We start from the raw sequence: 15405 nt of genomic DNA, 5'->3' as shown, positions 1-15405 counted from the left end.
GGTTATTGTTTATCAAATTGTTTGTCAAAAGAACTTGGTTTTTATAAAATCCTGAAATTTAGAATAATCTGATAAATTCATCTTTTGCGTACTTACGTACATTCTGTTCAAACTGCTGATATTTTTTTAAAAATGCACCGCCTTCCTTTGTCAAATAGGTTTTGCCACCATTTTTGCCACCATGTTTTCTTTCAACTACGGTATAACCTAATTCATGTTCAAGCTCGTTTAGCATATTCCATGCTTTACTATAAGACAATGCAATATGTTTGCATGCACTTCGTACAGATTGTGTATCCTCTATTAAAATCAAAAGTAATTTTGTTTTAGAATTAAAAAACATAAATTCTTTTTCGATACTTATTCTAACAAAAGGGTGCAAAATATGTTGATTATGTTTTTTTAGAAGTTGATTTGAGCGTTCAATATCATCAGCATCATGAAGAATACCTTCATCGTCTATATCTATCCATTGCCTTTCCACCCCAATATTTCTAATTGCACCACGCATTCCAGTATTTCCATTGTATTTTAATATTTTTGGAATTAATTCTGAAGACATTAAAAGGGGATGGCCAGTCTTCCCATGATAAGATGGTGAAAGCAATTTTTTTCCACACTCCATCATTTTTTGAATGGTTTCTGGTGTAAACATAAGAATGTTTACTGGATTAAATATTACTTGATCACATTTATTTAGTAAATAAGATAGTCCAATTTTCGCAGAATCAAACATTTGTGAGGTTTCATACTTCTCATCACGTAAAAATATAACCCCATAATCAGCTAGATCATGTTCGATTTTTTCGGCCTCATATCCAATAATAACTACAATTGGGGATATTCCAACTTGCTGAAAGGTTAGAACAATCCTCTTTACTGCAGTGATTGAACCCATTTTTAATAATGGATGTGGTTGATTTTCTCCTGAGGTACAACCAGTTGCAACAATTATGCCACCTGTTGTTTTTTGCCTTTTTTTTTCGGAATTATCACTATGTGTTGGTATTGTCAAGATTGACACCCCCTTATTTTATTTATAAGTGTTTATTTTTTATGTTGTCTTGCTATTTCATTTTACAACTTATTATTTATAGTTTAAAGATAAAATAGAACTTTACTGGATGATATGGAAAAATTTAAAAGTCATTAATAAGCCATTAAAGGATTAATTATCGTAATAGCAAGGATTAGGTTTGATTAGCACAAAGATTCATAATATATAGTCAATTGGTCGTTGACAAGGGGGTGTCGTTATAATAAGATTAGATCAACTAGTCAGTTAGTTTTTAAATTACATTTATTTGTTTATTTATTAATAATAGGGAGTGATATTTATGGTAGAAATTAAAACTTTAATGGAAAATTTAGAAAAATTAAATTATGAAAATATGTACAATAATGATTTCTTATTGACTTGGGAAAAAACAGATGATGAGATTAAGGCAGTATTTACGGTGGCTGATATACTACGTGAAATGAGAGAAGAAAATATTTCGACTCGAATTTTTGATAGTGGGCTTGGAATTTCATTATTCCGTGACAATTCTACTCGTACAAGATTTAGTTTTGCTTCTGCCTGTAATCTTTTAGGCCTTGAGGTTCAAGATCTTGATGAAGGAAAATCTCAAGTTGCTCATGGTGAGACAGTAAGAGAAACTGCTAACATGATTTCTTTCATGGCTGACGTTATAGGTATCCGTGATGATATGTATATTGGGAAAGGGAATGCTTATATGCGTGAAGTGTCTAGTGCCGTACAAGATGGTCATAAAGATGGAATTTTAGAACAACGCCCAACGCTTGTTAGTTTACAATGTGATATAGATCACCCTACTCAATGCATGGCTGATGCTCTTCATATTATAAATAAATTTGGAGGTATTGAAAATTTAAAAGATAAAAAAATAGCTATGTCTTGGGCATATTCTCCATCTTATGGTAAGCCACTTTCAGTTCCTCAAGGTGTAATTGGATTATTAACTCGTTTTGGAATGGATGTTGTTCTTGCACATCCAGAAGGTTACGAAGTTATGAGTGAAGTCGAAGAAATTGCAATGAAAAATGCAACAAAATCTGGTGGATCATTTACAAAAACAAATTCTATGGAGGAAGCATTTAAAGACGCCGACATAGTTTATCCTAAGAGTTGGGCTCCCTTTGTTGCTATGGAGAAACGTACAGATTTATATGAAAAGGGTGATAAGGCTGGTATAGATTTACTTGAAAAAGAGCTTCTTGCGCAAAATGCTAAGCATAGTAATTGGCAATGCACTGAGGAGCTTATGAGCACAACAAAAGACGGAGAAGCACTTTATCTTCATTGCCTACCAGCAGATATCTCTGGAGTTAGTTGCGAAGTTGGAGAGGTTGCTGCTTCTGTGTTTGATCGTTACCGCACACCACTTTATAAAGAGGCTAGTTATAAACCTTATATAATAGCTGCTATGATATTCCTAAGTAAGGTTCAAAACCCACAGAAAACACTAGATACACTTATAAATTCAAAGAACGGAAGATTTTTAGGGTAAGGTAACATAATAAAAATGTATTAGGGGAGTGTTTTTATGAGTGATAAGATGAGATTAATTCCTTTTGAAAAAATGCTTACTTGGATTCCAAAAGAATTAGAGACAAAGGGATCTATTTTCGGCGTGAATAAAGATAAATTTTATTATAATGAAACGGGAAAAACAATTACGTTATTTAATGAAAAGCTTACCTCACCAATTGGCCCTGCAGCAGGTCCAAACTCTCAATTAGCACAAAATATTGTTTGTGCATATTTAACTGGTAGTCGGTTTATTGAATTAAAAACGGTACAGGTTATTGATGGTGAAGATATAACAGTAGCTAAACCATGTATCAACGCACAAGATGAGGGCTACAATGTAGAGTGGTCTACGGAACTAAAAGTATCAGAAGCATTTGACGAATATGTGAAAGCATGGTTTTTACTTCATGTCTTGATGAAAGAACTTAAATTTTCAAGCGAAAGAGATTTCATGTTTAATATGAGTGTAGGATATAATTTAAGTGGCATAAAATCAGCTAAAATAGATACTTATATTGAAGGGATGCGTGATGCTTCTTCTACAAAAATTTGGAAGGAATGCGAAGAAACACTTCTTTCTCATATGGACATGTTTTCAGAATTTAAAAAGCAAGATTTGGACAAAATTTCACATACTATCTGTAGATCTATTACAATATCTACTATGCATGGATGTCCTGCCAGTGATATAGAGGGAATTGCTACTTATTTTCTTAAAGAAAAGGGACTATATACTTATATAAAAATGAATCCAACACTTCTTGGTGAAAAATTTGTTCGTGAAACCTTAAATACTATGGGTTATGATTATATATCACTTAATGGAGAGCATTTTACAAATGATTTGCAGTACTTAGATGGTGTTAATATGTTAAGAAGATTGAAAACGCTTGCAAAGAAATTAAACTTAGAAATAGGAGTTAAATTAACCAATACACTTCCGGCTAAGATTACTAATAATGAGTTACCAGGAGAGGAAATGTATATGTCAGGCCGTGCACTATATGCACTATCTATATCTTTAGCAAGCAAGCTAGCTAGAGAATTTGATGGTGACCTTCAGATTTCCTATTCAGGTGGAGCAGACTTTTTCAATGTTGATAAGATATTAGCTACAGGTATTAACCCAATAACATTTGCAACCTCCATTTTGAAGCCAGGTGGTTATGCAAGAATAACTCAAATGGCTAAAAAAGTAGAAAAATATCTTGATAATGAATTCTCAGGAATAGATATAAAAATGCTGGAGAATTTAGCTAAGCAAGCACTTACTGATAAGCACTATCGTAAAGAACTACGTCTTGTAAGGAGTAGAAAACTTGATTCGAAGTTTCCAATTTATGATTGTGCAATAGCACCTTGCAGTATAGGGTGTCCAATTAACCAACAAATTCCACAATATGTAGCCTTGGTGGGAGAAAAAAAATATGATGAGGCTTTTTCAGTAATTGCAATAGATAATGCTTTGCCAGCAATTACAGGAACTATTTGTAATCATGATTGTCAGACTAAATGTACTAGAATTGATTATGATGAATCTGTATCAATTAGAGAGCTGAAAAAGATTGCTGTTTTGAATGCTCAGGATAAATTCACCGAAAATATTAAACCATCGGATATTAGAACAGGAAAAAAAGTTGTGGTCATTGGAGCGGGGCCTGCAGGAATCTCTACAGCTATTTTCCTTCGAAGAAATGGTGTGGACGTTACAGTAAAGGATAAAAGGAGAAGTGCATTGGGCATCGTTGCACATGTCATTCCAGGGTTTAGAATTTCTCCTGAAATGATTAAAAAAGACTTTGAAATGGCAAAAAAACAAGGTGTAAAATTTGAGTTTTGTGTCGATGAAAACTTTAGTTTAGATAAATTAAAAAAAGAATATGACTATGTAGTTCTAGCTACAGGAGCATGGAAACCAGGAAGAAATCCACTAAGTGATAGCGATAATAAAGCAATTGATGCTCTTTCATTTTTAGAAGAATATAATAATCAAAAAGGAAATGTCTCCTTAGGTAAGAATGTCTGTGTCATTGGAGGAGGAGATGTTGCGATGGATACAGTTCGCGCAGCTAAAAAAACAACTGGAGTGGAGAAAGCATCAATTATTTATAGAAGGACTAAACAATATATGCCAGCTGAAAAGGTCGAAATAGAACTTGCTATATCGGAAGGGGTATTACTTAGAGAACTCCTTTCACCAATTTCTATAAAAGATGGCTTGCTTTCTTGTGAAAAAATGATTTTAGGTGATATGGACAATTCAGGAAGAAGAGCTCCTGTTGGTACTGGAGAAATAATAATGATAGATGCAGATACAGTTATTATTGCAACAGGTGATAATATTGATAGCGATTTGTTAAGAAAAAATAAAATAGAATTAAATATCAAAAAATTTGCAATAGTTAAAGAAACATTAGAAACTAACATTGTAGATGTGTATGTAGTTGGCGATCTAAGAAAAGGACCAGCTACAATTGTTAAGGCAATAGCAGATGCAAAAATAGTTGCAAAGGATATTCTTATAAAAGAAGGTCTAAGCTCCGATTTTAGGATGGTAAATTCATGCGTTGATGAGAAGATGTTGTATAACAAGAAGGGAATATTAAAAGATCCAAAATCAGATGAAAAAGAGGCAAAACGATGTCTATCTTGTAACAGTATTTGTGAGTTGTGCGTAGATGTTTGTCCTAACAGAGCAAATGTAGTTGTTAAGGTAGAGGGAGATCTTGTTTCTACGCATCAGATTATACATCTAGATGCTTTGTGTAATGAGTGTGGTAACTGTGCTATATTCTGTCCTCATGATGGAAAACCATATAGGGATAAAGTTACAGTCTTCTTGAGCAAAGAGGATTTTGACACTAGTGAAAACAAAGGATTCTTTATTGAAGATATAGAAAAAGGTATTTGCCTAGTAAGAAATGAAGAAGATAATATTATAAGTTATACGCTAGGTCAGGATACAGCTATTTCAAAAGAAATGGTCAGTATGATACAAACTTCTATAAATAATTATGATTATATACTTTAGTATTAGATTTTATAAATGGGGGGTGGAAAAGTATGTTATTAATAGGGAACGGAAGAGTTATAACAAGGGATAGTGATAGAGGAATTATTGAGGATGGTTGTATTGCTGTTGAAGAAAATAAAATTGTAGAGATTGGAGTAACTAAGGATATTAAAAACAAATATAGCGAGGCAAAGTTTATTGATGCAAAAGGTAAACTTATTATGCCAGGTTTTATAAACACTCATATGCATTATTACAGCACTTTTGCTAGGGGAATGGCGAGTGACAGTCCGAAAGCAACAAAATTATCTGAAATTCTTAAGGGCTTATGGTGGAGACTTGATAAGACATTGACTTTAGAAGATGTTTATTACAGTGCACTTGTACCTATGATTGATCAAGTTAGAAATGGAGTTACAACTGTTTTTGATCATCATGCAAGCCCTAATGCTATTACTGGAAGTTTATTTAAAATTGCAGATGCAGCAAAAGAGATAGGAATTCGAAGTAATTTATGTTATGAAACTTCGGATAGGGATGGAGAAAAAAAATGCGATGAAGGTATTGCAGAAAATGTAGCCTTTATTAAGTATTGTAATAATAAAAATGACGATATGATTAAAGGAATGTTTGGACTTCATGCCTCAATGACTATATCAGATAAAACTTTATATAAATGCTTAGATTCAATAGCAAATTTAAATACTGGATTTCATGTTCATACTGGAGAAGGCATTGAAGATGCAAAGGACTGCATGCAAAAGTATGGCAAAGGCATTGTAGAGAGATGGTATGATGCTGGCGCTTTATGCGATAAGACAATAGCAGTACATTGTATTCACATTAAAGAAAAAGAAATGGATTTGTTAAAAGAAAAAAATACAATAGTTGTTCATAACCCTGAATCTAATATGGGAAATGCAGTAGGCGTTGCTCATATTCTTGAAATGTATAAAAAAGGTATATTGTTAGGGCTTGGTACAGATGGATATACATCAGATATGATGGAATCTTATAAAGTAGCCAATATTATTCATAAACACGTAAAAGGTGACTCTACAGTTGCATGGAATGAAATTCCGGATATGCTATTTAATAATAATAGAATAATTACCGAGAGATTTATTAATGGAAAAGTTGGTATTTTAAAAGAAGGGGCATTGGCAGATGTCATAGTAGTAGATTACAATCCACCAACACCAATTAATGAAAATAATATTAATAGTCATTTGCTCTTTGGTATTAATGGACGATCTGTAGATACAACAATAATTAACGGCAGGGTTGTTATGGAAAATAGAAAATTAGTTAATATTGATGAAGAAAAAATTATGGCAAGAAGCAGAGAACTTGCAAGTGATGTATGGAAGCGCTTTTAAGGGATGGGAAACAATAATTATTGATTAAAATTATTTAAATAAATAGTTAAAATATAAAAAATATTGGAGGTTATCAATGGGAGCAATTATAAATGAGGCGGAGATTTTAAAGGTAGCAGAAAGAAATAAATCGGATATGTTTAAGTTTTTAAGAGATATGATAGCAATTCCAAGTGAGAGTTGTAATGAAAAAAGGGTCATTGAAAGAATAAAAGAAGAAATGGTAAAAGTTGGATTTGATAAAGTAGACATAGATCCTATGGGAAATGTATTAGGTTATATAGGACATGGAAAACATATTATTGCTATGGATGCACATATCGATACAGTTGCAATAGGTGATATAAATTTATGGGAAAATGATCCATACAAAGGGTATGAGGACAATGAAGTGATAGTTGGTAGAGGTGGATCTGATCAAGAAGGCGGAATGGCTTCCATGGTTTATGCTGGAAAAATCATTAAAGATCTTAATCTTGAAGGCGATTATACATTAATAGTTACAGGTACAGTTCAAGAGGAAGATTGTGATGGATTACCATGGCAGTATATAATAAACGAGAGCAAAATAATACCTGAATTTGTAGTAATTACGGAGCCAACTTCTTGTAATATATATAGAGGACATAGAGGACGTATGGAAATAAAAATGACAACTCATGGTATAAGTTGTCATGGATCTGCACCAGAAAGAGGAGACAATGCTATATTTAAAATGGCACCTATACTTAATGAATTAAAGGAGTTAAATGAGAGATTAATTGATAATGCTTTCCTTGGAAAAGGTACATTAACCGTATCAGAAATATTCTATTCATCACCTTCAAGATGTGCTGTGGCAGATGGATGTTCAGTTTCAATAGACAGAAGACTTACTGATAAAGAAACATGGGAATATGCCATCCAGCAGATAAAAGATCTACCTTCTGTAAAAGAAGCAAAAGCTGAAGTGGAAATGTATGATTATGAAAGACCATCATACACCGGGCTTATTTATCCTACGCAGTGTTATTTCCCAACATGGGTTTTGCCAGAGCAGCATGTTGCTTGTCAAACACTTGTAGAATCATATATTGGCCTTTTTAATAAGAAGCCATTAGTTGATAAATGGACATTTTCCACGAATGCAGTTTCAATAATGGGTAGATACAATATACCTTGTATCGGATTTGGTCCAGGACATGAAGATCAAGCACATGCACCAAATGAAAAAACATGGAAAGATGAATTAGTTAAATGTGCAGCAATGTATGCATTAATACCTAGGACTTATATGAATAAAATAATTAAAAAATAATTTTGGAGGAATATAAAATGAAACCAACTCTATTAGTTGTTGCTTTAGGTGGAAATGCACTCCAAAAAGTAGGAACGCCTGCAACATCCGCGGCGCAGTTAAAAGTAATTGATAAAACATCAGAGTATATGGCTCAGTTAAAATGCAGAGGGTATAAACTTGTAATAGTTCATGGAAATGGACCTCAAGTTGGAAGAATAGTAATGGCACTCGAATCTTCTGCAAGTGTTACTCCACCGATGCCTCTTGATGTTTGTGGTGCAATGAGCCAGAGTTATATAGGATACCATATCCAGCAATCATTAAGAAATGCATTGCTTAAAGCTAATAAGCATGTACCAGTTGTAACTATTGTAACTCAGGTAATTGTTGATAAAGATGACATAGCATTTAAAAATCCAACAAAGCCTATTGGACCTTTTTACACTAAAGAAGAAGCTGAAAGTTTTGAGAGTGAAAGAGGATATATAATGAAGGAAGACTCAGGAAGGGGGTTTAGGAGAGTTGTAGCGTCTCCTATTCCCCAAAAAATAGTTGAATTTTCAACAATAGAAAGACTGCTAGACACAACTATTTGTGTAACAGCAGGGGGTGGCGGTATTCCTGTAATACTAGAAAAAGATGGTTCACTTAAGGGGATTGAGGCAGTTATAGACAAAGATCTAGCAGCTGAAAAGCTTGCTGAGGATATAGATGCAGACATTTTATTAATACTTACAGAAGTTGAAAAGGTATCAATTAACTATAATAAGCCAAGTCAAGAAGACCTTAACTGCATTACGGTACTTGAGGCACAGAGGTATATGCAGGAGGGTCACTTTGCACCAGGTTCAATGCTTCCAAAGATAATGGCAGCTATTGCGTTTGCAAAATCAAGCCCATCACATAAGGCGATAATTACTTCACTTTATAGTGCACTTGATGCCTTGGATGGAAAGACAGGAACAGTTATAACATTAAATAAATAATAAAAGAAGTTACAATAGTATATTAAGAAGGGAGTCTTATCTTTGGGTATTTTGCTCATTGGCGGGAAGGTCGTAACTGCAGTGGATACTTATTATGCAGATGTGCGAATAGAAAGCGATAAAATTGGATCAATTGGTAGTGATTTAGGGAAAATAAATGACGAAATAATAGATGCTCATGGTTGTTATATTATCCCTGGTGGAATAGATACTCATACACATTTTGATTTGAATGTGGGAACAACAATAACAACTGATGATTTCGAAAGTGGAACAAAAGCTGCAATTGTTGGTGGAACTACTACAATAATCGATTATGCAACTCAAAGTAAGGGAGAGTCTTTAAAAGAGGCTCTTCATGCACAACATGAAAAATCTGCTGGAGTTTGTTACTGTGATTATGGTTTCCATATGGGTATCACCGATTGGAATGATGAAGTAGCACTTGAAATGGAAGAAATGATTAAAGAAGGAGTAACTTCCTTTAAGCTATATATGGCTTATAAGGGAAATCTTCAAGTGGATGATGGAGTAATATTAAAAGCGCTTAAAAAAAGCAGAGAAACCAAAACATTGATATGCTTTCATTGTGAAAATGGAGACGTAATTGATGAGCTTATAAATGAAGCAAAAATTAAGAATCATACTACGACCTACTATCATGCTAAGACTAGACCTGTCGAAGCTGAAAGAGAAGCGATAACAAGGCTTTTAAATTTTTCGCAGATTATGGATACACAAGTATATATTGTGCATTTAAGTTCAAGAGAAGGATTACTTAGTATTCTTGATGCTAAAAAAAGAGGAGTAAAAGTTTTTGTTGAAACTTGCCCTCAGTATTTACTTTTAAATGATTCATGTTATGGAGAAGAAAAGAGCGATAGTTTTGAGGGAGCAAAATTTGTGATCTCACCTCCACTTAGAAAAGATTATGATCAGGAAGCATTGTGGAAAGGTATAAGCCAGGGAGAAATAACAACTATTGGATCAGATCATTGTTCTTTTAATTATAAAGGGCAAAAGGATATTGGAATTAACGATTTTACAAAAATTCCAAATGGAGCGCCAGGTGTGGAGAATAGAATGGGGCTAATTTATACTTATGGAGTAGTAAGTGGCAAGATAAGTATAAATGAAATGGTTGCAATAACTTCAACTAATGCAGCAAAAACATTTGGAATGTTTCCACAAAAAGGAACAATTGCAGTTGGAAGTGATGCAGATATAGTAGTTTGGGATCCTAATTTTAAATCATATATTACAGCTGTTAATCAAACTCAAAAGGTAGATTACAATGCTTTTGAAGGATTTGAACAGCGGGGTAGAGTACTACATGAGTTTTTAAGAGGAAATAAATTAATTTCTAATGGGGAACTGGTTGAAAAAGAACCTTTTGGTAAATATGTTTTTAGAAAGATAAATAAGTAGGGAATACATGATTTAAGTAGTAGTTAAAGTGGGGGGCTTTTAATGCGTATTGATTATGCAGTTAAAGGAAATATTATATTTACTAAAGTATTTGGCAAATATGAGGTAATTAGGAATGGATATATAGTAGTGCAAGGCAATCTTGTAAAAGGTGTTTATAAAAAACTTAATGAAGAATTTAGTGATTTAAAAGTAATAGATTACGGGAATGCAATGATAATACCTGGATTTGTTGATATACATTTGCATGCATCGCAGTTTGCAAACCTAGGCTTGGGAGTCGATAAGGAACTTATGCCATGGCTTGAAGAGTATACTTTTCCCGAAGAAGCTAAATATGTAGATATTAGTTATGCTAAAAAAGTATACTCATCTTTAATAAAAGAATTGTGGAAATTTGGAACAACAAGGTCATGTGTTTTTGCTACAATCCATAAGGACTCAACAAAGTTATTAATGGATATGTTTGCAAAGGCTGGTCTATCAGCGTATGTAGGGAAAGTTAATATGGACAGAAATTCTCCGCAAGATTTAACGGAAAGAGCAGTGGACTCAATTCGTGATACAGAGGAAATACTTAAAGAATACTCAAGCAAATATGAGTTAGTAAAGCCTATAGTTACACCAAGATTTGTTCCAAGTTGTAGCTCTGATCTATTAAAAAATCTCGGAATTCTTGCAAAAAAATATAATGCTCCTATACAGTCACATTTGAGTGAAAATTATGATGAAATAAATTTTGTTAAAGAACTTCACCCAAATTGTAAAAACTATACGGGTGTATATAATGAAGTTGGATTACTTGGAGATGTACCTACTATAATGGCTCATTGTGTTTTGGTGGATGCAGATGAAATAGAACTTTTGGCTAGAAAAAAGGTATTTATAGCACATTGTCCTAGTTCAAATTGTAATTTAGCAAGTGGCAATGCTCCTATTAGAAGATTGCTTAAAAAAGCAGTTAAAGTAGGTCTTGGAAGTGATATTTCAGCAGGAAATTCATTAGCAATGATGGATATTATAGTAAATGCTGCGCAGGTGTCAAATATGAAATGGATTGAAAGTGGTAGAGTAGATAAGCCTTTGAATATATCAGAATTATTTTATCTTGCAACAAAAGGCGGAGGAGAATTTTTTGGAAAAGTGGGGAGTTTTGAAGAGGGATACGCATTTGATGCTCTAGTTATTGATGACAGTAGTATGCCAACTTTTAAAACATTATCAATAGAAGAAAGACTTCAAAGGTTTATTTATACTGGGGATGATAGAAATATTAAAGTAAGATATGTAGCTGGCAGAGAAATAGAAGAACCGGAATATTATTTTTAAAAATCGATGATAAATTATAATTTTGGGGGTTATTTTATGAAAATCGATATAATTAAAGAAAAATCTTCATTTTTGGAATCCTATTTTCATTTGAAGGAAAATAAATCAAATGTAAAGACAGAAATACTTGCTGGAATAACTACTTTTGTTACAATGGCGTACATTATATTTGTTAATCCTAGTATTCTAAAACTCGCTGGTATGAACTCAGCAAACGCAATGGGTGATGCAGCTACAAAGTTTAGTGTAGGTACTGATCCAATAGTATCGGCTGTTTTTGTAGCTACTTGCCTTGCAGCTGCTATTGGTACATTTATAATGGGGTTTTATGCTAACTTGCCTTTTGCTCAGGCTCCAGGGACGCTTCTTACTATAATAGGAATTACGATAACGGGTATTTTAATGGCTAGAGGGGTTAAGGGTTCAATTCTTATTGGAATAATTTCAACCACAATAATAGGTATTCCACTTGGAATAACATCCCTTGCAAATATACATGTTTTCAGTGCACCTCCATCACTTGCTCCTACATTTGCAGCATTTGATTTTAGTGGTCTCTTATCAAAAGGAGGTACTTCAGTAGGTGGTGCTATTCTTAGCGTTTTTATGGTTGTTATAACAATTTGTTTAGTTGATCTTTTTGATACTATTGGAACACTTGTTGGAACTGCTACAAAAGCAGGAATGCTTGACGAGAATGGTAAGGTGCTAAGAATGAAAAAAGCCCTTTTGTGTGATGCAGTAGCAACAACTGCAGGTGCTTTTTTAGGAACAAGTACAGTTTCAACATATGTTGAATCTACAGCTGGCGTTTCAGAAGGAGGAAGAACTGGCCTTACTTCAGTAACAGTAGGTGTATTGTTTATTCTATCACTATTTTTCTCAGGCCTTGTTGGATTGGTTCCTGGACAGGCAACAGCACCAGCACTTGTAATAGTAGGTGTTTTAATGATGTCTACCATTAAAAATATAAATTTTGATGATTTTACAGAAGCACTTCCAGCATTTTTTACTATAGCACTAATGCCTTTTACTTATAGTATAGCTAATGGAAGTGCAGCTGCTATGATTTTCTATCCAATAATGAAAATAGCCACAGGTAGGCAAAAGGAACTGAGTCCAATTGTATATATACTTGCTGTATTGTTCCTTCTAAGATATATTTTACTTCCTTTTGTGTAAAATTATAAAATCGTGACTTAACGGGGGAATAAAAGTTGTAATTAAAATTGGAAAATTATATAATAATATTGAAACATTTGAAGCAAAAAAAATATAAGTTTATTTACTATTTAAAATGTTACAAGAGAGAGAGAGGATATTATTTTATGTCTAATGATGTTAAACAAAAGATACTTGATGCTGCAATGGAAATAGTGTCGAAAGAGAAGATTAGTGGTACTCGTATGCGTATGATTGCTCAGGAGGCTAATATGAGTCAATCGAATTTACATTATCATTTCACATCAAAAAATGATATATTGATTTCTCTTTTAGATAAGATGCAAGAAGAATTCTCTAATGATCGTAAAAATTACATTAGTTTGGAAAATAAAACTGTAAACCAAAATATCAGAGGCTTTTTTGATCAGAAAAAAAATGATATTCTTAACAAGAAAAAATTTGATTATACACAAATTGATTATTGGGTTCAAGGAACAGTGAATGAAGAAATAAGATTAAAGTTTCAAAATACGTTTGAAATTTGGCGTGAGAGTATTCGAGAGGTTTTAAGTAAAGGTGATCAGATAGAAGACACAGATCAAAAGTATTTGGACATGTTGCCATATTTAACTGTGTCCTTAATGTTAGGAGCTTCTTTACAATATCTTATTGATGAGGGCAAATTTGATCTAGACGAATATTTTAATTTAGCAGAAAAAATGATCTTTGGTAAAATTATAAGAAAGTGATTTTATAATAAAATATATTGTATAGGAGAGGTTGGTATGAGAGATATAGAATCAATAAAATACATTACTAATGAAGATGCGAGAAAAGTAGATAATAAGAAAGCATCTGTAGAATTTATTGATAAGAAAGAAGTTAAAAAGGTTAGGAGTTTCCATAAAAGCTTTTTAGAATATAAAGTAACACCACTTCATAGCTTAAAGGAATTGTCTAAAGAGTTAGGAGTCAGTAATATATGGGTGAAAGACGAATCTTATAGATTTGGACTAAATGCTTTTAAAGTACTGGGGGGTTCATATGCTGTTGGTAAATACCTAGCAGACAAATTAAATATGGATATTTCTGAGCTTTCTTTTGAAAAACTTAGATCTAAAGAAATCAAAGAAAAACTGGGAGATATTACTTTTGTTACAGCAACTGATGGTAATCATGGTAGAGGAATTGCTTGGGCAGCAAAGATGTTAGGACAAAAAGCAGTAGTGTTTATGCCAAAAGGGTCATCAGAGGTAAGATTAAATAATATAAGAAAAGAAGGAGCAGAAGCTTCTATAACAGATTTAAATTATGATGATGCGGTAAGACTCGCCAATAAATATGCGCATGAGCATAATGGAGTAATGGTGCAAGACAGTGCATGGGAAGGTTATACGGATATTCCAACTTGGATTATGCAAGGATATGCAACACTTATAGATGAAGCTATAGAGCAGATAAAAGAGGAAGGAGATATTCCTACCCATGTATTTCTTCAAGCAGGTGTAGGTTCTTTTGCTGGAAGTATACAAGGATATTTAGCAGCTGAATTTGGCTCAGATAGACCAATAACTACTATAGTTGAACCAAACGAGGCAGCATGTATATTTAACTCCGTTAAAGAAAAAGATGGAGAAGCTCATGCAGTGACAGGATATATGCCAACCATAATGGCTGGACTTGCTTGTGGAGAGCCTAATATTGTTAGCTGGGGAATATTAAGAGATTATGCTGATATGTATATATCTTGTCCTGATTATGCAACAGCAAGAGGAATGAGAATACTTGGGAATCCATTAAAGGGTGATCCTAAGGTTATTTCAGGAGAATCTGGTGCAGTTTGTTTGGGAATGGTAAGCTTGATTTTAGGTGATAGTAATTTAAAAGAAATAGCTAAGAAATTAAATATAAATAAAGATTCAAAAATACTTGTTATAAGTACAGAGGGAGATACTGATCCAATTAGTTATAAGAAAATAGTTTGGGATGGAGCATATGCAAGTATATAACTATAAATATATGTAAAAAATATTAACACTTATTTTTGAAAATATGATACTATTTAGTATGTTAGTATATTTTTACCATCAGAGAAATCTGATGGATTTTAACTTTGAATAATAAAAATTTTTATGGCTTTGCAAGAGTATGCCATAGAAAATGATAGTGTTAACTAACCTATGAAAAAACTAGATTGAAAATTTTAAGATTTAAATTGTACTTTGAAAAGTGAAAATATATCTAAAAGGAATGAAACATTAGTTTTGTTATCA

At 33.0% G+C, this 15405-nt stretch carries 11 protein-coding genes; 10 read left to right on the top strand and 1 reads right to left on the bottom strand.

Annotated elements, in window-relative coordinates:
• Positions 1 to 58 precede the first annotated feature (58 nt).
• Positions 59 to 1015, bottom strand: a complete 957-nt coding sequence (locus KPL37_RS12955; protein ID WP_246578275.1) for an NTP transferase domain-containing protein — start codon at positions 1013 to 1015, stop codon at positions 59 to 61.
• A 322-nt stretch (positions 1016 to 1337) separates the two neighbouring features.
• On the opposite strand from KPL37_RS12955, the gene ygeW reads away from it, so the two are divergent.
• From ygeW to dpaL, 10 genes are all read left to right on the top strand, one after another.
• Positions 1338 to 2531, top strand: coding sequence for a knotted carbamoyltransferase YgeW (ygeW, locus tag KPL37_RS12950; protein WP_216150023.1), 1194 nt, complete (start codon positions 1338 to 1340; stop codon positions 2529 to 2531).
• A 36-nt stretch (positions 2532 to 2567) separates the two neighbouring features.
• Positions 2568 to 5585: a putative selenate reductase subunit YgfK gene (gene ygfK / locus KPL37_RS12945; RefSeq protein ID WP_216150022.1), complete on the top strand. Its 3018-nt coding sequence runs from the start codon at positions 2568 to 2570 to the stop codon at positions 5583 to 5585.
• A gap of 32 nt (positions 5586 to 5617) precedes the next feature.
• The gene (gene ssnA / locus KPL37_RS12940; protein WP_216150021.1) at positions 5618 to 6946 is read left to right on the top strand and encodes a putative aminohydrolase SsnA; all 1329 of its coding nucleotides are present in this window, start codon (positions 5618 to 5620) and stop codon (positions 6944 to 6946) included.
• Between the two features lie 76 nt (positions 6947 to 7022).
• Positions 7023 to 8243 carry a YgeY family selenium metabolism-linked hydrolase gene (locus KPL37_RS12935; protein ID WP_216150020.1) on the top strand — a complete coding sequence of 407 codons (1221 nt, stop codon included), beginning with the start codon at positions 7023 to 7025 and terminating at the stop codon, positions 8241 to 8243.
• A gap of 17 nt (positions 8244 to 8260) precedes the next feature.
• On the top strand, positions 8261 to 9211 hold the full coding sequence (arcC, locus tag KPL37_RS12930) for a carbamate kinase (protein ID WP_216150018.1): 951 nt from the start codon (positions 8261 to 8263) through the stop codon (positions 9209 to 9211).
• Between the two features lie 42 nt (positions 9212 to 9253).
• Positions 9254 to 10639, top strand: a complete 1386-nt coding sequence (hydA, locus tag KPL37_RS12925) for a dihydropyrimidinase (protein ID WP_216150017.1) — start codon at positions 9254 to 9256, stop codon at positions 10637 to 10639.
• A gap of 42 nt (positions 10640 to 10681) precedes the next feature.
• Entirely contained in the window at positions 10682 to 11968 is a 1287-nt protein-coding gene (guaD, locus tag KPL37_RS12920; RefSeq protein WP_216150014.1) for a guanine deaminase, read from the top strand.
• 36 nt (positions 11969 to 12004) lie between these two features.
• Positions 12005 to 13150 (top strand): NCS2 family permease, encoded by a 1146-nt coding sequence (locus tag KPL37_RS12915; protein ID WP_216150012.1) that lies wholly within the window; start codon positions 12005 to 12007, stop codon positions 13148 to 13150.
• Positions 13151 to 13218: 68 nt separating this feature from the next.
• Positions 13219 to 13881: a TetR/AcrR family transcriptional regulator gene (locus KPL37_RS12910; protein WP_246578274.1), complete on the top strand. Its 663-nt coding sequence runs from the start codon at positions 13219 to 13221 to the stop codon at positions 13879 to 13881.
• 36 nt (positions 13882 to 13917) lie between these two features.
• A complete protein-coding gene (dpaL, locus tag KPL37_RS12905; protein WP_216150010.1) occupies positions 13918 to 15141 on the top strand; it encodes a diaminopropionate ammonia-lyase in 1224 nt (407 codons plus the stop codon).
• Positions 15142 to 15405 lie beyond the last annotated feature (264 nt).

The sequence above is a fragment of the Clostridium frigoris genome, from assembly GCF_018861865.1.
Taxonomy (GTDB): Bacteria; Bacillota; Clostridia; order Clostridiales; family Clostridiaceae; genus Clostridium_AD; species Clostridium_AD frigoris.
This window is presented reverse-complemented; position numbering and strand designations above follow the sequence as displayed.

Excerpts from the sequence above, each read along its gene's own strand:
- ygeW (WP_216150023.1), top strand. The coding sequence starts at position 1,338 with ATGGTAGAAATTAAAACTTTAATGGAAAATTTAGAAAAATTAAATTAT.
- ygfK (WP_216150022.1), top strand. The coding sequence starts at position 2,568 with ATGAGTGATAAGATGAGATTAATTCCTTTTGAAAAAATGCTTACTTGG.
- ssnA (WP_216150021.1), top strand. The coding sequence starts at position 5,618 with ATGTTATTAATAGGGAACGGAAGAGTTATAACAAGGGATAGTGATAGA.
- KPL37_RS12935 (WP_216150020.1), top strand. The coding sequence starts at position 7,023 with ATGGGAGCAATTATAAATGAGGCGGAGATTTTAAAGGTAGCAGAAAGA.
- arcC (WP_216150018.1), top strand. The coding sequence starts at position 8,261 with ATGAAACCAACTCTATTAGTTGTTGCTTTAGGTGGAAATGCACTCCAA.
- guaD (WP_216150014.1), top strand. The coding sequence starts at position 10,682 with ATGCGTATTGATTATGCAGTTAAAGGAAATATTATATTTACTAAAGTA.
- KPL37_RS12915 (WP_216150012.1), top strand. The coding sequence starts at position 12,005 with ATGAAAATCGATATAATTAAAGAAAAATCTTCATTTTTGGAATCCTAT.
- dpaL (WP_216150010.1), top strand. The coding sequence starts at position 13,918 with ATGAGAGATATAGAATCAATAAAATACATTACTAATGAAGATGCGAGA.